Here is a 19,630-nt window from a genome sequence, read left to right on the forward strand (position 1 = left end):
GCCTCGCATTATTAGCTACAATGCCCATAAAATGACACTTTAGTGACAAAATATATTATACGACATTAAGAGATTCTGCTTTAGAATTACAAATATTTTTAAGGATAAATTAATGGTAGAAGAGATTTTAAAACGAGATGGTAAAAAAAAGAAATTTGAATCATTTAAAATAGAAGATGTAATAAAAAAAGCGTTTAAAAGTGTAAACACAAAATATAGCCAAGCTATTTTTTTTAATATATTAGATGTAATAAATGAAAAAAGAGTAATTACAGTTGAAGATGTACAAGATATAATCGAGAAAGAATTATACAAAGCTAGATACTTTGATGTAATGAAATCTTTCATGTTATATAGACATTTACATAAAATCCAAAGAGAACAAGTTCTACAAATTGATAAAGATACTACATATATAAATTCAACACAAACTATTCAAGAATATATAGATGGAACTGATTGGAGAATTAATGCTAATTCAAATACTGGATACTCACATGCAGGTCTTATTAACAATAGTGCAGGAAAAGTAATTGCAAATTATTGGCTTGATAAGATTTATTCAAAAGAAGAGGGTTATGCACATAGAAATGCTGATTATCATATTCATGACTTAGATTGTCTTAGTGGATATTGTGCAGGTTGGAGTTTAAGAGCTTTACTTGATGAAGGATTTAATGGAGTTCGTGGAAGAGTTGAGAGTACTGCACCTTCTCACTTTAGAGAGGCTCTTGGTCAAATGGCTAACTTCTTAGGTATTTTACAAAGTGAATGGGCTGGAGCTCAGGCCTTTTCATCATTTGATACTTATTTAGCACCTTACGTATTCAAGGACAAATTAGAATTTAATGAAGTAAAAAAACATATAAGAAGTTTTATTTATAATCTAAATGTTCCAGCACGTTGGGGACAAAGTCCATTTACAAATATTACAATTGATTGGATTGTTCCAGATGATTTAAAAGATCAAATTCCAACAAGAAATCAAAACCATTTACTAAAAGACACAAATGATGATGAATTATTAGAATTAATAGCAGATAAGGGTTATGACTCATTTGAAGAATTAACATATAAAGATTTTCAAAAACAAATGAATATGATTAATAAAGCTTATTATGAAGTAATGACCGAAGGTGATAAAACAGGGCAACCATTTACATTCCCAATTCCAACAGTAAATATTACTGAGGATTTTGATTGGCATGGAGAAAATACTGATTTATTATTTGAAAATTCTGCAAAAGTTGGTTCTTCTTATTTCCAAAACTTTATTGGTAGCCAATATAAAAGAGATGAAAACGGTAAGTTAGTTGAAAATGAAAGTGCATATAAACCAGGTCATGTAAGATCTATGTGTTGTAGATTGCAATTAGATTTAAGAGAATTACTAAAACGTGGTGGTGGATTATTTGGTAGTGCAGAGATGACAGGAAGTATTGGTGTTGTTACAATCAACATGGCAAGACTTGGATTCTTATATAAAAATGATATTAATGGACTATTAGAAAGACTTGAAGAGTTAATGATATTAGCAAAAACTACTTTAGAGAAAAAAAGAGTGTTTATTCAAGATTTATATGATAGAGGATTATTCCCATATACACAAAGATATTTAACAGGTTTTAATAATCACTTCTCAACTATTGGTATTAATGGTATGAATGAAATGGTTAAAAACTACTTTGAAGATCAAACAGATTTATCATCAGAATTAGGAAATACTTTTTGTATTGAAGTATTAGACTTTATGAGAGAAAAAATTGTTAATTATCAAGAAGAAACTGGAAATTTATATAACCTTGAAGCAACACCAGCAGAAGGTACTACTTATAGATTTGCAAAAGAAGATAAGAAAAGATACAAAGATATTATTCAAGCAGGTAGTGGAAAGAATATTTATTATACAAACTCATCTCAATTGCCTGTTGACTTTACAGAAGATCCATATGAAGCCTTAGAGTTACAAGATGAATTACAATGTAAATATACTGGTGGTACTGTATTACACTTATACATGAGAGAAAAAATCTCTTCAACAGAAGCTTGTAGAAAGTTTATCAAAAGTGTAATCACTAACTTTAGATTGCCATATATTACAGTTACTCCAGTATTCTCTGTTTGTCAAAAACATGGATATATAACTGGAGAACATGAATTTTGTCCAAAATGTGATGAAGAAATCTTAAAAAAGGAGGAAGAAGAAAATGCAAAAACAAGAAGTGCTTGAGAAAAACTCTCATAAAAGAAGTAAATGTATAGTTTATACTAGGGTTATGGGTTACCATAGACCAATCGAAAGTTTTAACATTGGTAAAAAAGGTGAACATGAACAAAGAATTAAATTTGTTGAATCTAAAAAATGTTTATAGTCTAACTAAATTTACTACTACAGATTATGCAGGACATTTGTCTTGTGTAGTTTGGTTAAATAGATGTAATTTTAGATGTTTGTATTGCTATAATAATGATTTAGTCTTTAACAAAATTGCAAATCATACATTAAATGATGTTTTAGAATTTCTTAAAAAACGTACTGGACTATTGGATGCTGTTGTTATTTCAGGTGGAGAAGCAACACAACATGATTTAATAGATTTTTGTAAAGAAGTAAAAGCTTTAGGCTTTAAAATAAAACTAGATACTAATGCTACAGATTTAAAACAAATACAAAAACTTATAGAGTTAAACTTGCTTGATTATATGGCAATAGATTTTAAAGCCCATGAAGATAAGTTTTATGAGATAACAAAAAAGAATTTATATAATAAATTCATAAAAACTATTCAATATTTAATAAGTATAGATTTTGATTTTGAATTAAGAACTACTGTAAATTCACTTCTTTTAGATGAAGAAGATATAAATAGAATGATCGATGTACTAATAAAACTTGGCTATAAAAACACCTATTATTTACAAAATTTTTTACTTACCTCATCAAATATTGGAAATATTAAAGAGGGTTTAGACTTAGACAAAAGCCTAATTAATGCAAAAGGTCTAGATATACAATGGAGAAATTAAGTATCCTTGTCCTGAAGCATTTTCTATAATATCCTTAGAAGTTTTAAGTCTAAGTCTTTTGATAAATGTTCTAAGTCTTTCATCACTTACAGGATCATCCCATAATATATCTTTTATCTTTTGGGAATCTACTACTTCATTACTATGTTTTAATAGAATATAGAAAAACTCTTTTTCTCTTTTTGTAAGATTAACTAACTTATCATTTTTATACAAAGACCTTGAGTTATTATCAAAAGTATATGAATTCTTTAGTTTAATCTTTCTTCTTTTATTTAAATTAGGAGCGATTTTATTAATATGCTCTATTAACTCATCTGGATCAAAAGGTTTAATAAAATATTTATTAATTCCTATATCAATCGCTTTTAATAGTTTCTCTTTATCCGAATATGCACTAAGAACAATAATAGGTATTAACTCATCTATATCTTTAATACTCTGAGTCATTTCTAATCCATCACAATTAGGCATCATAATATCTGTTATTACGATATCTGGCTTATTTGCTTTGAATTTCTTAAGTCCTTCATTTCCATCTCTTGCTATGATAACTGAGAAGAAGAACTCTCCTATTGCGTCTTTTAAAAGTTTTGATAATCTATCTTCGTCTTCAACTATCAATATTTTAAGTGTTTTTAATAAATTGTAATCCATCTATATTATTCCATTGGTATGCTAATTGTAAATTTTGAACCATTCTTATAGTTTTTATGCTCAATTATTCCATCTAAACTTTTTTCTATAATCATCTTTGACATAAATAATCCAAGTCCTGTACCTTGACTTTTATGTTTTGTAGTAAAATATGGTTCAAATATTTTATCTATGTTTTCTTTTGATATACCACAAGCATTGTCATATATGTTTAAAACAGCATAACTCTTGTCTGAGAGAGTTTTATGCTCTAATGTAATATCAATATGCCTATTTTTAATATCTTTGCTTATAAAGGCATCTTTTGCATTTTGTATTAGGTTTATTATTACTTGAGATAACTCATTTGAAACACCTAATACTTTACAATCATTTTTTATTACAAGCTTAATGTTAATATCTTCTTGTAATATTATCTTATTCAAAATATTAATAGATTCATCTACAGCATCTTTTACCATAAAAACTTTTTTTTCTTTCTTTGGATTAAAAAAGTTTGTAAAATCTTCTATTGTATTAGACATATTCTGTATTAAGTTCTTACTATCAGTATATAACTCTAATACCTTCTGATCATCATTTTGAACTGAAGCTTTTTTCATATTAAACATCACTAAAGATAACTCTGTTAATGGTTGTCTCCACTGGTGTGCAATATTACCTAACATTTGACCAAGACTTGCCATTCTTGATTGCCAAAATAGGATTTTTTGTTTTTCTTTGTTTTTTGCTACTTCAGTTTTAACTCTTTTTTCTAAATTTGCATTTAAATCTTTTAATTCTTTTGTTTGTTGCTCAACTCTATGCTCTAGTGTTTTATTTAGAAACTCTAACTCTTTTTCTTTTAACTCTAAACTCTTTTGTAACTCAACTTCTTTAGTAACATCATAACGAATAGCAATAAACTCTTTTATGTCCCCATGTATATTAAGAATAGGAGTTATTGTAGTATTTAAATAAACTGTATTACCATTTTTACTTAAGTTCTTAACTGTAGCCTTATATGGTTTCTTTGAAAGAATAGTATCCCAAAGCATTGTAAAATTTGTAGGTGATACATCAGGATGTCTCACGATATTATGGTTTTGACCAATTAATTCATCGTAAGAGTATCCTGATATTTTACAGAACTCATCATTTACAAAAGTAATTATTCCATTAATATCTGTCTTAGATACTATATTAGAGTTTTCAATTGCATCTTGATAAGTTGTAGTCATACTAGTTTTTTCTTAATAATTCACAAGCTTCTTTAGCATGGTAAGTAATAATCATATTAGCACCAGCTCTTTTGAAACCAATTAATGTTTCCATCATTACTCTTTCATAATCAATAAGACCTGCAGCTCCTGCATTTTTAAGCATAGCATATTCACCACTTACGTTATATACACATAATGGTAATTTAGTTTCATTTCTAATATCTCTAATTACATCTAAGAATGCAAGTGCTGGTTTAACCATTAAGATATCTGCACCTTCTGCCTCATCTGCTAATGACTCTTCAATAGCTTCTAATCTATTTGCAGGATTCATTTGATAAGTTCTTCTATCTCCAAATGATGGTGATGATTCAGCTACATCTCTAAATGGTCCATAATAACCACTCGCAAATTTAGTTGAATATGCCATAATTGGTAAGTTTTCATATCCATTTTCATCTAGTGCAGTTCTTAAAGTTGTAATAATACCATCCATCATTCCAGAAGGAGCAATCATATCAACACCAGCTTTTGCATGAACGATTGCTTGTTGAGCTGAAATTTCTAATGTTTTATCATTATCAACAGTTTCAGTTTTTGGATCTAAAATTCCACAATGTCCGTGGTCTGTATATTCACAAAAACATAAATCAGTAACTACAAACATTTCTGGGTATTTAGCTTTAATAGCTTTAACTGTTCTTGCAATAATACTTTCATTACATAAACACTCACTACCAACTGAATCTTTAACATCTGGAATAGCAAATAATATAATAGACTTAAGATTAATACTCATTAAGTATTCACACTCTTTTAATATTTCATCAATACTCATTTGGAATACTCCTGGCATTGAAGAAACCTCAGTTTTAATACCTTCACCTTCTCTTACAAACAGTGGATATATGAAATCATCACAAGAAAGATGTGTCTCTTGTACCAAGTTTCTAAGTGTTTCATTTATTCTTAATCTTCTAAATCGTTTAAACATTCTATTTACCTCTTTTGGTTATAATCACGAATTCTAACAATATAAGGTTTAAAAACGAATGAATATAATACAATCAAATATTGCTAACCTACCTACAAAACATGGAAAGTTTAGAATAAAAGCATATAAAGACGGAAATCAAGAACATTTAGCCATTATGAGTGAAGACTTTGAAAATATAGAAGCACCTTTTGTGCGAATTCACTCAGAATGCCTAACAGGCGACACACTAGGAAGTTTAAAGTGTGATTGTCAAAACCAATTAAATTTAGCATTAGATTTTATTTCGAAAGAGGGTGGACTTATAATCTACCATAGACAAGAGGGAAGAAATATAGGATTACTAAATAAAGTAAATGCCTATTCTTTACAAGACAAAGGAAGAAATACTATTGAAGCTAATATTGAATTAGGTTTCGGAGAAGATGATAGAGATTATAGAGTAGTTGACTATATATTTAAAGATTTAGGAATAAAGAAAATTAAACTTATTACTAACAATCCTAAAAAAATTGAATATGTTGAAGGTATAGGAATTGATATAGTTAAAAGAGTTCCAGCAATCACAGTTACAAATAAACATAACGAAGACTATTTACAAACAAAAAAAGATCAAATGGGACACATGCTGTAATGAGTTTAAAACAATTAATAGAATCTAATGATTTAAAATTCGATGATAAGTTTTATGAGGACTGTGAAGTTTTCACTAAATTACTTAGACAATGGGGTAAAATTCATAATCTAACAGGTAGTTTACAAGTTGACGATATAAATGAGAATATCTTGGATTCAGTATATCCACTAAAGTTTATAGATAAACATGAAAGTTTTGCAGATATAGGTACAGGGGCAGGGTATCCTGGTCTTATTCTTGCTATGGCACTAAGAGATACAAAAGCATATTTAATAGAGCCTAGAATTAAAAGAGTATCTTTTCTAAACTTTGTAAAAGCAAGTTTAAAACTTGATAATCTTAAAGTTATTTGTAATAGAGTTGAAAAAGTAGAAGATTTAAACGTAGATTTAATTACTTCAAGAGCAGTTACTAATACTAACTTACTTTTAGATATTACAGATAATATTAAAGAAGATACTAGTTCATACCTTTTCTACAAAGGTTCATTAGTAAATGATGAAGTAGAAGATGCAAAAGTTAATAATTATACGATAGTAAATAGAAAAGATAGAAATTATCTTTATATCAAAGGCAAATAATGATTTTTAAAATAATAGCGATATTAGTAGTTTTATTTTTAGTATATTTAGTTTTCTTCAAAAAAGGAAGAGAAAAAGAAGTAGAGAGAAATACTAAAAAGAAAAATGAAAGAATCTCTGATGAAATGGTAGAGTGTCCATCATGTGGAACTTATGTTTCTCAAAATGAAGCAATACTTAGTAATGGTAAATTTTACTGTTCAAAAGACTGCCTTAATAATAAATAGGAATTACTATGATATTAATAGGTGATAAACTTGTACCATTTGAAGAAATTTCTAATATATTAAATATTGAAGATATTAAAACAACAAAAGCTAATAGTACTATTGCATTTGGATACAACGAAAAGATAATGAAATATTCTTTTGAAAATGACTTAAATAGTGCCATTATTGTAAACTCAATAAAAGAGTCTATTTATGCAAATGCTTTAAATGCAAAATATATTATTGCTAATAAAAATTTAGCAAAAGATATACAAAAAACTGCTGAAAACTATATGTTTGATTCGAAAGTTTTAGCAATTATTGAATCAAATGAAGAAATAGAAGAAATTGCATCTTATGAAATAGATGGAGTAATCTTTAAAACACTATTAGGTTAATACTATGAAAAAAATTCTTTTTTTACTAATAAGCCTTTCTATATACTGCTTTGCATGTAGTGGAGACTGCATGCAATGTCATCCAGTTTTAGAAAAATCTATAAAAAAACAACATCATCAAATACTAACTTCATGTATTAAATGTCATACAACTACTCCTCAAGGTATGACTGAATGTGGTGGAGATTGTTTTGCTTGTCACTCACAAAATAAGCTAATCAAATCTAATAGAGTAGAGCACCAAAATCTAAGCACTTGTAAAGAGTGTCATATCAATAAAGAAGACTTGTTTAAATCTCCTGGTATTGATAATAGCTCAAATATGATGGATTTATTAGGAAAATAAATACTATAACTCTTTAGTATTTTATTATTCCTTTGTATACACCATTAACTTATATAAATAACAATTAAAATATAACCAAAAAATAAGCAAGCATTAGATAAAATAGCCACTTTTATAATATGAATACATTAGGATAAATGTGAAAGATATATTAGACACAATAATACTTATTATGTTTGTTATTATGGTTGCTTTGTTTATCATAAACTTCAACAGACAACAAATAAAAAAACATACAGATAAAACAGATAAATTTGAAGATAACGAAAAGAAGACTTCGACTAAGGATACAACAGATGAATAAACCATTATTAATAGAGATTGGTGTTGAAGAACTACCAGCAATTCCATTTTTAAAAGAATTACCAAACATTGAAAAAAAATGGAGTGACATTTTAGAAAAAAACAGATTACTATGTGATTTTGATTTTTACTATACACCAAGAAGATTAGTATTATGGCATAGAGAGTTCCAAGTTAAACAAGAAGATTCTGTTCAAGAACAATTTGGAGCACCTGTTAAGATTGCATTTAAAGATGGAGAACCTACTGGTGCTGCATTAGGTTTTGCTAAAAAATGTGGTGTTAGTGTTGATGAATTAGACAAAATTGATCAAGGTAGAGGAGAAGTACTTTATTTCAAAAAAGAAGTAGCAGGTACTGATGCAAAAGATTTATTAAACGATATGGTTAATGAATTCATCAACTCTTTAAACTTTGGTAAATCAATGAGATGGGCATCAAGAACTGATACATTCATTAGACCAATTAGATCTTTATCTATGATTTTAGGTGAAGAAGTAGTTGAGGGCGAATTATTCGGCGTAAAATCATCTAACTTCTCATTCGCACATAGAATGGTTTCTTATGAGCCATTTACTTATAATTTTGCTGGAGATTACTTTGCAAAATTAGATAATAATGGTGTAATTTTATATCCAGAAGATAGAAGAAGTAGAATCTTAAATCAAATGAAAGACATCGAGCAAAGACACGGTGTTAATATTGAATTAGATAAAGAACTATTAGAAGAAGTTGTTGCTATTACTGAATACCCAACTGCATTAATTGGTAAATTTGATGAAGAATTCTTAGAATTACCAGAAGAAGTAATTGTAACATCTATGAAAGAACACCAAAGATATTTTGCTGTTTATAAAGATGGAAAATTAACAAACAACTTCATTGTAGTTTCTAACTCAAAAACTGAAGACTTTGGATATATCATTGCTGGTAATGAAAAAGTATTAAGACCAAGACTTGCTGATGGTATGTTCTTCTACAAAAATGATATTAATAATGGACTTAGCAATGAAGGGCTTAAGAAATTAACATTCGTAGAAGGTTTAGGTTCTATGTATGAAAAGTCACAAAGAGAAGCAAAAATTGCATCTTTCTTAGCTGATATTTTCAATGTTGAACAAAAAGACTTAGTTGAAAAAGCTGTAATGTTAAGTAAAGCTGACTTAATGTCTGAAATGGTATTCGAATTTACAGAATTACAAGGTCTTATGGGATACTACTATGCAAAACTTGCAGGAGAAGATGAATTAGTATATACAGCACTTAAAGAGCAGTATTTACCAGATGGTGAAGATTCAGAATTACCATCAAATAAATTCTCATCGATTATTGCACTTTCTTATAAATTAGATAACTTAATGGGTCTATTCTCTGTAGGAAAAATTCCATCAGGTTCAAAAGATCCATTTGGATTAAGAAGAGCAGCCGCAGGAATTGTAAAAATTGCAATGGAACATGAACTTCCAGTAGATTTAGGAAAAATCATTGATGCATTAGCCGCTTCATACCCAGGACTAGACAAAAAACAATTAGTAGAATTCTTTAATGAAAGATTATTTAAAATCTTTGAAGTAAATCCATCTGTATTAAAAGCAGTATTAGGTTCTGGAGAAACTGATATTTTCAAAATCTCTAAAAAACTATGTGCTTTAAACCCAGTTGTTCAAAGTGATAACTTTAAAGAATATACAACTACATTTAAAAGAGTTGCTAATATCATCAAAGATGTTGATATTAACTCTGAATTAAATGTAAATGATTCATTATTAGAAGATGCAGCTGAAAAAGAATTATACTCTGCATTTACAACAGTAACATCAAAAGATTATACTTGTTACGAAGATGAATTAGAAGCATTATTCGCATTAAAACCACAATTAGATAACTTCTTTGATAATGTATTTGTAAATCATGAAGATGAAGCTATTAAAACAAATAGAAAAAACACTATTGGATTAGTTTATCAAGAATTCAGAAAAATCGCTGATATTAAAGAAATTACAATCTAATACAAATATTCATAAAGAGCCAATAAATAGCTCTTTATGTTTTCTATCTATATACAAAACCTACAAATTCCTAATAGGTAAATAATAAGTCGCATCAACTCCATTCTCTTCTAAAAAATGATTTTTATGCATAATTGCATACGAAGGTTCAGTTGTAGTTTCAAAACCACTATTTGGCAACCATTCTTGATATGCCCATTTTATAAACCAACCAATTTCACTTTGATCCCCATAAATTTCAAAAGTTGCATACAATCCTTTTGGCAAAATTGTATAAGGCAATTTAGTATTTTCAATTCTTTTATTAGAACTGGGATTAATAGCTGCAATATAAAAACAATCTTTATGGGGAGTAATAGCGGGATTATCATGAAAAATACTTATTTGTTCATAATTTTCCAAACTATTAGTATATACCCATGCTTGCAGTTGTTGCCATTTTTCTTTTGCTTCTTCTGTTTTATAACCTTTTTGCCTAATATAATAAATCACTTTTGATTCAGTTTTTACAATCTTTACTTTTGATTTATCAAAATTTGGTAAATAGTTAATTAATTTTGAATTTTCAAATATCTTTTTTGAATATTCTTCGTATCCTCTATTTCTCCACTCTTTTGGTGTCTTCTCAAATCTTTTTTTAAAAGCTTTAATAAATGACGATTGAGAGCTATACCCACAAATATTAGCTATCTCTGTAATAGTTGAATACTTATTTGTTAATAATAAATTAGAAGCTTTTTGAAGACGAATTGATTTTATAAATTCATAAATATTAATATCCATCTGTTCTTTAAATACATTATGTAAATGAATTTTACTAATATTAAAACTTATTGCTAATTCATCAATATTTATTGATGTATCTATATTTTGATAAATATAAGACATTGTTTCATTTGCTATTTTTATGTGAATATCACGTGTATTTTTTTTTTGCATAATATATTCTAACATAAAAAACAATTTTATGTTTAATTATGAACACTTTTATAAATATAAAAAGACAAATAAATTATTAAAAATGATAAAGAATAAATTTTAATCTATAGATATAATTCCTACAAATAACAAAAGGATTAAACTTGAATGATATATATACAATATCAATGATAATTTCAATATCAGTCTTTATATTAACAACACATATATCGCCAGGACCCACAAATATAATACTTTTGTCATCAGTTCTAAATTTTGGTTATAAAAAAAGTATGCCTTTTATGTTTGGATGTATTATCAGTTATCCTTTATTAATGATATTTACAGGCATGGGGATTGGACTTTTCTTAATACAATATCCAAGTTTAATGCAAATATTAAAAGTCATTGGAATAATATACTTATCATGGATGGCATACAAAATTTTAAAAGACAATAGTTCTTATGATACTAACAATAATGTTCAAAACAAACCTTTTACGTTCTTACAAGCCTTTTCATATACAATATTAAATCCAAAAGCATGGGTTGTTTATACATCAGCAGTATCAATTTTTGTAACTTCACAAGAAGAGAGTTTTTGGCAAATTAGTATAATAGTATTTATAACACTAATTGCAATGATAATAACAGTATATACATGGTTGTTCGGAGGAATAGTATTAAAAAAATTTATAAAAGATGAAAAGTTTATAAAAAAAATAAATACTGTTATGGCAATTTTATTATTAGCATCAATAGTACCAATCATTATATAAACAAGTAAAAACTCTTTCATATTTTGATTTTAGTACATTTGTTGTAGACTACTGCATTAAAATGACTTATAGAGGATTAATAAATGAAAAAAATATTAATAACAAGTTCATTAATTGCAGCAGCTTTGCTATTTAATGGATGTGAAGAAAAACAAAATAAAATTAATAGATACTTACAAAACTGGACAGGTGTAAATGGAGTACTTGAAGTTTACGCAGGAGAAAAGTTAGTTAAAAGATTTATCAAAATTGATAAATTATCAACTGCTGTAGCAACTGAAGGAAAGCAACAAAGAGCTTATAGATATGGATATGGTTTCTTAGATGCCAATTTAAACTTCAAAAAAGATGCTAATGAGAAAAAAGTATATTTTGAAGTATCAGATTATTCAACTTATGTTTTCTTTGAAAATCCAGACTTATAGAAGGTAAAATAAAATGAAAAGATATATCTCAATGATTCTATTAAGTACTATAGTATTTACAGGTTGTGCCACATGGAGTGGAGTTAAAGAAGATAGTTCTACTGCTTGGGAAGCAACAAAAGAGGGTACTTCAAAAGCTTACAAAAATACAAAAGAAGCAATACACGACGCGACTGCTGATTAGAACTAATTTTGGGGAGTGTATCCCCAAAATGAGAACAAAGTATTAAATGAAAATTTCGCGCTTTCGAATAGTTGTTTGTATTTATAATATAACTTTGTGAAAAAAAGTTTGTAAGTAGTGGAGCTGGTGAAGGGACTTGAACCCCCGACCTGCTGATTACAAATCAGCTGCTCTAGCCAAGCTGAGCTACACCAGCAACAGTGTATAAAAATGGTGTCAAAAGAGAGACTTGAACTCTCGACCTCCGGCTTATGAGACCAGCGCTCTAGCCAGCTGAGCTACTTTGACACAGGCTAATTGGTTGCGGAAACTGGATTTGAACCAGTGACCTTCGGGTTATGAGCCCGACGAGCTACCGTGCTGCTCTATTCCGCGTTCTATAAAAGTACCTAAAAATGGATGGGGTAGAAGGATTCGAACCTTCGAATGACGGCACCAAAAGCCGTTGCCTTACCACTTGGCGATACCCCAACCGTTTAAGTGCCGAAATTATAGTAAAAAATGTTTTTTTTGTCAAGACTTTTTAGAATAAATTTTAAAATTTCTGATATAATAATGCACATACAAATAAATTATAGTAAAGAAGAAAAAATGAACGCAATACAAAGAGTAAAAGAAGCTATCGTAGAGATTCAAAAAGGTAATATGGTAATTATGCTTGATGATGAAGATAGAGAAAACGAGGGTGATTTAGTTTATGCAGCACCACTTAGTACTCCTGAAAAAGTTAATTTTATGGCTACTCATGCAAAAGGATTAATTTGTGTATCAGTAACAAAAGAGACTGCTGATAAATTAGAATTAAATCCAATGGTTAGCTCAAACACATCATCTTATGAAACTGCATTTACAGTTTCTGTTGATGCTGTTGATGCTCTTACAGGAATTAGTGCAGGGGAAAGAGATGATACTATTAAAATTTTAGCAAACCCTGTATCAAAAGCAACGGAACTAGTAAGACCAGGACATATCTTCCCATTAATTGCTAAAGATGGTGGAGTATTAGTACGAACTGGACATACAGAGGGAAGTGTTGATTTATGTAAACTTGCAGGTCTAAGTGGTGAAGCAGTAATTTGTGAAATCATGAAAGAAGACGGAACTATGGCAAGAAGAGATGATTTAGATATCTTCGCTGATAAACATAATATGAAACAAATTTATATTTCTGATTTAGTTGAGTATAGATTATCACATGAAAAGTTAGTAGAAGAAGTATCAAATGATGATGCATTATTCTTTAATACTAAAGTTAAAAAGAAAGAATTCCAAGATCATTTAGGAAATGTACATACTGCTATTATCTTTGGAGAACCAAGTGAAGTTACACATGTTAAATTTCATACAGTAATTCCAGATATTGAACTGTTTTTAAATAATGAAAAATTAGACTCAATGATAAAAACAATTAATTTCTTATCATCTAAAGGTGGTGTTCTTATTTTCTTATCAGATGAGAAAAAAAGAGAATCACAAAAAGATTATGGAATAGGGGCACAAATTTTAAATACTTTAAATATTAAACAAATCAAGTTAATGACAAGTGGTGGAAAACATTCATTTGTAGGATTAAATGGATTTGGTCTTGAAATTATAGAAGAGATTCAAATAGAGTGTTAAACTCTATTTGAATAAAATATTAAATTAAACCTGCTGCTGATTTAATTAAATCCAAAGTCTTAATTGGAAGTTCTAAATCTTTTGATAAAACATCTTTATTCTCATTGTAATACTTCGATTCTAAAATTTCATTAATCTTATCTTCTAATTTTTGTACAACAACTTCTTGAGTATCTTTATCTTCAATGTCTAAAAACTGTCTTGGATCTTGATTTACAACTCTTGCTAACCTAAATTCATATAAAGATTTATTATCAAAGTCTACATTAAATTTATTACAAATTTCCTTATATACATCGTTTAGCTCTGCTTCATATTGTCTATAAATAACACCTGCACTATCATTTAAAGATTTATTAAACGTATCATAATTAATAAATAACTCTTTTAGATCTTCATCATCTAATGAACCTTCTTCAATATTATATTTCTTTGATAAAAGATGTTTACAACAATAATATATTACTTGTTTCTCATTTTCTTTAATATCATTTAAAAAATCTATTAATTTCATATATTCTCCTTTTTTTTGAATAAAAAAAAGGAGTGAATAAATTCACTCCTTTTTAAAAATAAATTATAAGAAACTTCTTATAAAATTGGTCCAGCTGCAGTAAAGTCATATTCACTCTCTAAAGTTAAATACTTTTTAAAGTTTTCAATATACATACCAGCTAATTTTTTCTTAGTTGAATCGTAGTAATCTTTATCTACCCATGTGTTTCTAGGGTTTAATACTTCAGTATCAACACCATTTAAAGTTTTTGGAATAGATAAATTAAATACAGGTAAAGTTTCAAATTCTGATTTTTCAATAGAACCATCTAAAATACCATCAATACAAGCTCTAGTGTTTTTAATACTCATTCTAGAACCAATACCGTAAGGACCACCAGTCCATCCAGTATTAACTAAATATACATTAACACCATGTTTATCAATTTTTTGACCTAATAACTCAGCATAAACTGTAGGGTTTAAAGGTAAAAATGCTTCTCCAAAACAAGATGAGAATGTAGCAACTGGCTCAGTAATACCTCTCTCAGTTCCTGCAACTTTTGCAGTATATCCACTTAAGAAGTAGTACATTGCTTGTTGCTTATCTAACTTAGCAACTGGAGGTAAAACACCAAATGCATCAGCACATAAGAAGATAATATTAGTAGGGTGTCCACCTTTCATATCTGGAGTATGATTTGGAATATGGTCTAATGGATAAGAAACTCTAGTATTCTCAGTTTTAGAACCATCTGTATAATCAACAACACCATCTTCATCAGCTACAACATTTTCTAAAATTGCACCTTTTTTAATAGCATTGAAAATTTCTGGTTCAGAACTACCATCAAGATTAATAACTTTAGCATAACAACCACCTTCGAAGTTGAATACACCATTATCATCCCAACCATGTTCATCATCACCAATTAAAGCTCTTTTTGGATCTGTAGATAAAGTTGTTTTACCAGTACCTGAAAGTCCAAAGAATAAAGCAGTATCTCCATCTTTACCAATATTAGCAGAACAGTGCATTGGAAGTTTACCTTCTAATGGAAGCCAGTAATTCATCATAGAGAATACACCTTTTTTCATTTCACCAGCATACCAAGTTCCACCAATAATTGCAACATTATCTTCAACATTAAAGATAACATATACTTCAGAATGTAAGTTATGACTTGCATAAGCCATATCAACTGTTTTACAAGAATTGAAAACAGTAAACTCAGGAACGAAATTATCAATTTCTTCTTGAGTTTGAGGAACAATAAACATATTTTGAATAAAATGTGCTTGCCAAGCAACTTCAGTAATAAATCTTACAGATTTTCGAGAGTCTAAAGAAGCTCCACAATATACATCAGTTACATATAGATCTTTATTACTTAATTGCTTTTTAGAGTTACTTAATAAATCCTCATAAACTTCTTTCGAAACTTTTTGGTTAATATCTCCCCAAGCAATATATTTATTTGATGGATCTTGATTTACAAAAAACTTGTCTTTTGGGCTTCTACCCGTAAAAATTCCTGTATCAATCATTAATGCTCCAGTAGAAGAAAGTTTAGCACCTTCATTTTCTACTGCATGTTTAATTAATGTATCTACATCAAGATTTCTTCTTACATTTCCAACGTTTTCTAGACCTAATGTGTCTTTAATCTCAGACATAATTTATTTTTCCTACTAATTTTAATTTTTTATTTAAATATTGATAACAGCACACCTGCTGCAACTGCTGAACCGATAACTCCAGCAACATTTGGACCCATTGCATGCATTAAAAGAATGTTAGACTTGTCATAAACTTGACCTTCCTTACTAACAACTCTTGCCGCCATTGGTACAGCTGATACACCAGCAGCACCAATTAATGGATTAATCTGATTCTCTTTTGAACTAAGCATATTCATGATTTTAGCCATGATTACACCCATAGCTGTACCAGAAGCAAATGCAACTAGTCCAATAGCCATAATTCCCATAGTTTCTGCAACTAAAAATTGCTCAGATGCTAACTTAGAACCAACCCCTAGTCCTAAGAAAATTGTTACAACATTAATTAATGCATTTTGCATAGTATCAGATAATCTATCTACAACACCAGACTCTTTTGCAAAGTTACCAAAACAAAATGCACCAATTAATGGAGCGGCATCTGGTAAAATTAACATTGTTAAAAGAACAACAACAATAGGGAATATAGTTTTTTCAACTTTAGAAACCCTTCTACTTGCTTTCATTCTAATTTTTCGCTCTTCTAATGTTGTAAGTGCTCTCATAATTGGAGGTTGGATAACTGGTACCAGTGCCATATAAGAATATGCAGCAACAGCAATAGCTCCAAGTAACTCAGGTGCAAGAGCAGTTGCAATAAAGATTGATGTTGGACCATCAGCCCCACCAATAATTGAAATAGCTGCAGCTTGTTCTAATGAGAACTCAATTCCCGGAACCATTTGTGATAATACAACTGCACCAACTAATGATCCAAAGATACCAAATTGAGCTGCACCACCAAGTAATGCAGTTTTAGGATTTGATAATAAAGGACCAAAATCAGTCATTGCTCCTACACCCATAAAAATTAAAAGAGGGAAGAAACCATTTGCAATACCCATATTATAAATAATACCTAACATCCCATCTGCACCAGCAATTTCAGCAATTGGAATATTAGCCAAAATACCACCAAATCCAATAGGAATTAATAGTAATGGTTCAAAACCTTTAGTAACTGCTAGATAGAAAAGAACTAAACAAATTGCTATCATAATAATTCTACCAAAGCTTTGTGCAAATGTAGTTAATTCTTCACCATGAGGACCTTTTAATCCTTCTTGTGGACTTAAAATTGCTTTTAAACCTGTTGTACTATAAAATGAATCAACTAATTGAGACATTGATTTCGCTTCATACTCTTTTTTTTCTTCTGAAACATCAACAGGAGCTGATGCTGCAAAAGAGTTTACAGAAAATACTGCAAAAAGAGTAAATAAAATTAGAAATAGATTTTTTTTCATCATTACTCCAATAACTATTAACCGATAACGGCTAATGTTTGTCCTTCATCAACTGCATCATTCTGACCAACTAAAATACTAGTTACAGTTCCAGCAACAGGAGCGTTAATATCAATTTCCATTTTCATAGCTTCTAAGATCATAATTTGTTGATCTTGTTCAACTTTATCACCAACTTTAACAAGAATCTTCCATACAGCACCATTAACAGCAGCAGATACATCAGTTCCTTCACCATTTGAGGCAACAGGCGCTGGAGTAGCTTCATTTGAAGCTGCAGCTGCTGGAGTTACTTGGATATCAGCATTACCTTCAGCAATACTTACATTGAATTTTTGTCCGTCTACAACTACTGTGTAGTTTCCAGTTGCATTACTCATACTATTATTTTCCCCTTGTGTAGTTTCATCATTTTTTCTAACATTTAAAGGTGAATCACCTTTTAAGAAAGCAATACCTTTTTCATCACAAGCAGCTGCAATGAAAATGTTTTCTTCACTTGTTTCTATACCTTCAATTTCTAATCTTTGTTTCCAAACAGAAACTTTTTTCTTATCGTCTCTATCTGCAATATCTAAAGGATTTTCTTTTGTTGGTTCAAGTTTTAATTTCTCAGCAGCTAAAGCTACAATTTCTGCATCTGGTTCAACAGGAGTTTTACCAAAGTACCCAAGTACCATTTTACCGTAACCTGGTGCAATTTGTTTCCATGGACCAAACATAACATTAGCATATGCTTGTTGCCAGTAGAATTGAGATACAGGAGTTACAGATGTACCATAACCACCTTTTTCAACAACTTCTCTCATTGCTTTAATAACTTCTGGGAATTTATCTAAAGTTCCATTGTCTCTCATCATTTGAGTGTTAGCAGTTAATGCTCCACCTGGCATAGGTGAGAAAGGAATTAAAGGAGATACTTGTGTAGCTTCAGGTGGTATGAAATAATCTTTTAATTGATCATTTAATACTTCTTGATATTTTAATATTTTATCAATTTCTAAACCACCTAAATCGTAGTTCTTACCTTTTACAGCATGTAACATAGTTAAAATATCTGGTTGAGATGTTCCACCTGAAACAGGTGAAGCAGCTAAATCAATACCATCAGCACCTGCTTCTAAAGCAGCTAGATAACATGCAACAGAAACACCCGCTGTTTCATGTGTATGTAATCTAATATGAGACTCATCACCAACTAGTTTTCTAGCCATTTGAATTGTTTCATATACTTTTTGAGGTGATGATGTACCTGATGCATCTTTAAAACAGATAGAATCATAAGGAATACCACTATCAAGAATACCTCTTAACGTCTTTTCATAAAATGCTACATCATGTGCACCTGTACATCCTGGAGGTAAATCCATTAATGTAACAACTACTTCATGATTTAAGCCGTACTTTTTAATACACTCAGCAGAGTATTCTAAATTTTGTACATCATTTAAAGCGTCAAAGTTTCTGATTGTTGTTGTACCATGTTTGGCAAACATTTTAGCGTGTAAATCGATAAGCTCTCTAGAACCTGTATCTAACATTACTGTATTGATACCTCTAGCTAGTGTTTGTAAGTTTGCATCTGGACCAACAATATCTCTAAACTTGTCCATCATTTCAAATGCGTTTTCTTGTAAGTAGAAGAAAAGAGATTGAAACCTAGCTCCTCCACCAAACTCAAAGTGAGTTATACCAGCATCTTTCGCAGCTTCTACAGCTGGAAAGAAGTCATCCATTAAAACCCTACCTCCAAAGACAGATTGAAATCCATCTCTAAAAGTTGTATCCATGACATCTATATACTTTTTAGCCATTTG

Annotated in this window: 22 protein-coding genes and 4 tRNA genes; 14 read left to right on the plus strand and 12 right to left on the minus strand. The window is 29.4% G+C overall.

Going from position 1 to position 19,630, the window contains the following annotated elements:
• The first annotated feature begins 112 nt into the window (after window positions 1–112).
• From ALEK_RS09015 to ALEK_RS09025, 3 genes are read left to right on the plus strand one after another with little or no spacing between them, the layout of a single operon-like run.
• Window positions 113–2,230 (plus strand): ribonucleoside triphosphate reductase, encoded by a 2,118-nt coding sequence (locus ALEK_RS09015; protein ID WP_071625487.1) that lies wholly within the window; start codon window positions 113–115, stop codon window positions 2,228–2,230.
• Complete coding sequence (gene nrdD / locus ALEK_RS17660) at window positions 2,208–2,372, plus strand: anaerobic ribonucleoside-triphosphate reductase (protein ID WP_071625486.1); 165 nt, start codon at window positions 2,208–2,210, stop codon at window positions 2,370–2,372. The genes ALEK_RS09015 and nrdD overlap by 23 nt, the downstream gene beginning before the upstream one ends.
• Window positions 2,329–3,027 (plus strand): anaerobic ribonucleoside-triphosphate reductase activating protein, encoded by a 699-nt coding sequence (locus ALEK_RS09025; RefSeq protein WP_071625485.1) that lies wholly within the window; start codon window positions 2,329–2,331, stop codon window positions 3,025–3,027. The genes nrdD and ALEK_RS09025 overlap by 44 nt, the downstream gene beginning before the upstream one ends.
• On the opposite strand, the gene ALEK_RS09030 is transcribed toward ALEK_RS09025, so the two are convergent.
• From ALEK_RS09030 to hemB, 3 genes are read right to left on the minus strand one after another with little or no spacing between them, the layout of a single operon-like run.
• Complete coding sequence (locus ALEK_RS09030) at window positions 3,004–3,684, minus strand: response regulator transcription factor (RefSeq protein ID WP_083574565.1); 681 nt, start codon at window positions 3,682–3,684, stop codon at window positions 3,004–3,006. The genes ALEK_RS09025 and ALEK_RS09030 overlap by 24 nt on opposite strands.
• A gap of 5 nt (window positions 3,685–3,689) precedes the next feature.
• Window positions 3,690–4,904 (minus strand): PAS domain-containing sensor histidine kinase, encoded by a 1,215-nt coding sequence (locus ALEK_RS09035; protein WP_071625484.1) that lies wholly within the window; start codon window positions 4,902–4,904, stop codon window positions 3,690–3,692.
• Window position 4,905: 1 nt separating this feature from the next.
• Window positions 4,906–5,880: a porphobilinogen synthase gene (gene hemB / locus ALEK_RS09040; RefSeq protein WP_071625483.1), complete on the minus strand. Its 975-nt coding sequence runs from the start codon at window positions 5,878–5,880 to the stop codon at window positions 4,906–4,908.
• A gap of 58 nt (window positions 5,881–5,938) precedes the next feature.
• On the opposite strand from hemB, the gene ribA reads away from it, so the two are divergent.
• The 7 genes from ribA (at window position 5,939) to glyS (ending at window position 10,363) form a co-directional block, all read left to right on the plus strand.
• Window positions 5,939–6,514, plus strand: a complete 576-nt coding sequence (gene ribA, locus ALEK_RS09045) for a GTP cyclohydrolase II (RefSeq protein WP_071625482.1) — start codon at window positions 5,939–5,941, stop codon at window positions 6,512–6,514.
• Window positions 6,514–7,098 carry a 16S rRNA (guanine(527)-N(7))-methyltransferase RsmG gene (gene rsmG / locus ALEK_RS09050; protein WP_071625481.1) on the plus strand — a complete coding sequence of 195 codons (585 nt, stop codon included), beginning with the start codon at window positions 6,514–6,516 and terminating at the stop codon, window positions 7,096–7,098. The genes ribA and rsmG overlap by 1 nt, the downstream gene beginning before the upstream one ends.
• Window positions 7,098–7,325, plus strand: a complete 228-nt coding sequence (locus ALEK_RS09055; RefSeq protein ID WP_071625480.1) for a PP0621 family protein — start codon at window positions 7,098–7,100, stop codon at window positions 7,323–7,325. Before rsmG ends, ALEK_RS09055 begins: the two co-directional genes overlap by 1 nt.
• A gap of 8 nt (window positions 7,326–7,333) precedes the next feature.
• Window positions 7,334–7,705, plus strand: coding sequence for a hypothetical protein (locus tag ALEK_RS09060; protein ID WP_071625479.1), 372 nt, complete (start codon window positions 7,334–7,336; stop codon window positions 7,703–7,705).
• Between the two features lie 70 nt (window positions 7,706–7,775).
• Entirely contained in the window at window positions 7,776–8,051 is a 276-nt protein-coding gene (locus tag ALEK_RS09065; protein ID WP_083574564.1) for a hypothetical protein, read from the plus strand.
• 172 nt (window positions 8,052–8,223) lie between these two features.
• The gene (locus ALEK_RS17665) at window positions 8,224–8,355 is read left to right on the plus strand and encodes a hypothetical protein (protein WP_265734108.1); all 132 of its coding nucleotides are present in this window, start codon (window positions 8,224–8,226) and stop codon (window positions 8,353–8,355) included.
• Complete coding sequence (gene glyS / locus ALEK_RS09070; RefSeq protein ID WP_071625477.1) at window positions 8,348–10,363, plus strand: glycine--tRNA ligase subunit beta; 2,016 nt, start codon at window positions 8,348–8,350, stop codon at window positions 10,361–10,363. The genes ALEK_RS17665 and glyS overlap by 8 nt, the downstream gene beginning before the upstream one ends.
• 60 nt (window positions 10,364–10,423) lie before the next feature.
• Here glyS and ALEK_RS09075 read toward each other — a convergent pair whose 3' ends face one another.
• On the minus strand, window positions 10,424–11,302 hold the full coding sequence (locus ALEK_RS09075) for an AraC family transcriptional regulator (RefSeq protein ID WP_071626117.1): 879 nt from the start codon (window positions 11,300–11,302) through the stop codon (window positions 10,424–10,426).
• A 143-nt stretch (window positions 11,303–11,445) separates the two neighbouring features.
• On the opposite strand from ALEK_RS09075, the gene ALEK_RS09080 reads away from it, so the two are divergent.
• The 3 genes from ALEK_RS09080 to ALEK_RS09090 all read left to right on the plus strand — a co-directional run bounded on the left by ALEK_RS09080 (window position 11,446) and on the right by ALEK_RS09090 (window position 12,669).
• Window positions 11,446–12,060 carry a LysE family translocator gene (locus ALEK_RS09080; RefSeq protein ID WP_071625476.1) on the plus strand — a complete coding sequence of 205 codons (615 nt, stop codon included), beginning with the start codon at window positions 11,446–11,448 and terminating at the stop codon, window positions 12,058–12,060.
• An 83-nt stretch (window positions 12,061–12,143) separates the two neighbouring features.
• Window positions 12,144–12,485 (plus strand): hypothetical protein, encoded by a 342-nt coding sequence (locus tag ALEK_RS09085; protein ID WP_071625475.1) that lies wholly within the window; start codon window positions 12,144–12,146, stop codon window positions 12,483–12,485.
• 13 nt (window positions 12,486–12,498) lie between these two features.
• Window positions 12,499–12,669, plus strand: a complete 171-nt coding sequence (locus ALEK_RS09090) for a hypothetical protein (RefSeq protein WP_164072413.1) — start codon at window positions 12,499–12,501, stop codon at window positions 12,667–12,669.
• Between the two features lie 118 nt (window positions 12,670–12,787).
• Here the strand turns inward: ALEK_RS09090 and ALEK_RS09095 are convergent.
• From ALEK_RS09095 to ALEK_RS09110, 4 genes are all read right to left on the minus strand, one after another.
• Window positions 12,788–12,865 (minus strand) — tRNA-Thr (locus ALEK_RS09095).
• 15 nt (window positions 12,866–12,880) lie between these two features.
• A tRNA-Met gene (locus tag ALEK_RS09100) sits at window positions 12,881–12,957 on the minus strand.
• A gap of 10 nt (window positions 12,958–12,967) precedes the next feature.
• Window positions 12,968–13,044 (minus strand) — tRNA-Met (locus tag ALEK_RS09105).
• A 21-nt stretch (window positions 13,045–13,065) separates the two neighbouring features.
• Window positions 13,066–13,140, minus strand: a tRNA-Gln gene (locus ALEK_RS09110).
• Window positions 13,141–13,260: 120 nt separating this feature from the next.
• Here ALEK_RS09110 and ALEK_RS09115 point away from each other — a divergent pair.
• Window positions 13,261–14,289, plus strand: coding sequence for a bifunctional 3,4-dihydroxy-2-butanone 4-phosphate synthase/GTP cyclohydrolase II (locus tag ALEK_RS09115; RefSeq protein ID WP_071625474.1), 1,029 nt, complete (start codon window positions 13,261–13,263; stop codon window positions 14,287–14,289).
• A gap of 19 nt (window positions 14,290–14,308) precedes the next feature.
• On the opposite strand, the gene ALEK_RS09120 is transcribed toward ALEK_RS09115, so the two are convergent.
• From ALEK_RS09120 to ALEK_RS09135, 4 genes are all read right to left on the minus strand, one after another.
• Window positions 14,309–14,803 (minus strand): hypothetical protein, encoded by a 495-nt coding sequence (locus tag ALEK_RS09120; RefSeq protein WP_071625473.1) that lies wholly within the window; start codon window positions 14,801–14,803, stop codon window positions 14,309–14,311.
• 77 nt (window positions 14,804–14,880) lie between these two features.
• Window positions 14,881–16,461, minus strand: a complete 1,581-nt coding sequence (pckA, locus tag ALEK_RS09125; protein WP_071625472.1) for a phosphoenolpyruvate carboxykinase (ATP) — start codon at window positions 16,459–16,461, stop codon at window positions 14,881–14,883.
• 29 nt (window positions 16,462–16,490) lie between these two features.
• Window positions 16,491–17,813: a sodium ion-translocating decarboxylase subunit beta gene (locus ALEK_RS09130; protein ID WP_071625471.1), complete on the minus strand. Its 1,323-nt coding sequence runs from the start codon at window positions 17,811–17,813 to the stop codon at window positions 16,491–16,493.
• A gap of 17 nt (window positions 17,814–17,830) precedes the next feature.
• Complete coding sequence (locus tag ALEK_RS09135) at window positions 17,831–19,627, minus strand: biotin/lipoyl-containing protein (protein WP_071625470.1); 1,797 nt, start codon at window positions 19,625–19,627, stop codon at window positions 17,831–17,833.
• Between the last annotated feature and the right edge of the window lie 3 nt (window positions 19,628–19,630).

Origin of the sequence: Poseidonibacter lekithochrous (genome assembly GCF_013283835.1) — a bacterium.
Taxonomy (GTDB): domain Bacteria; phylum Campylobacterota; class Campylobacteria; order Campylobacterales; family Arcobacteraceae; genus Poseidonibacter; species Poseidonibacter lekithochrous.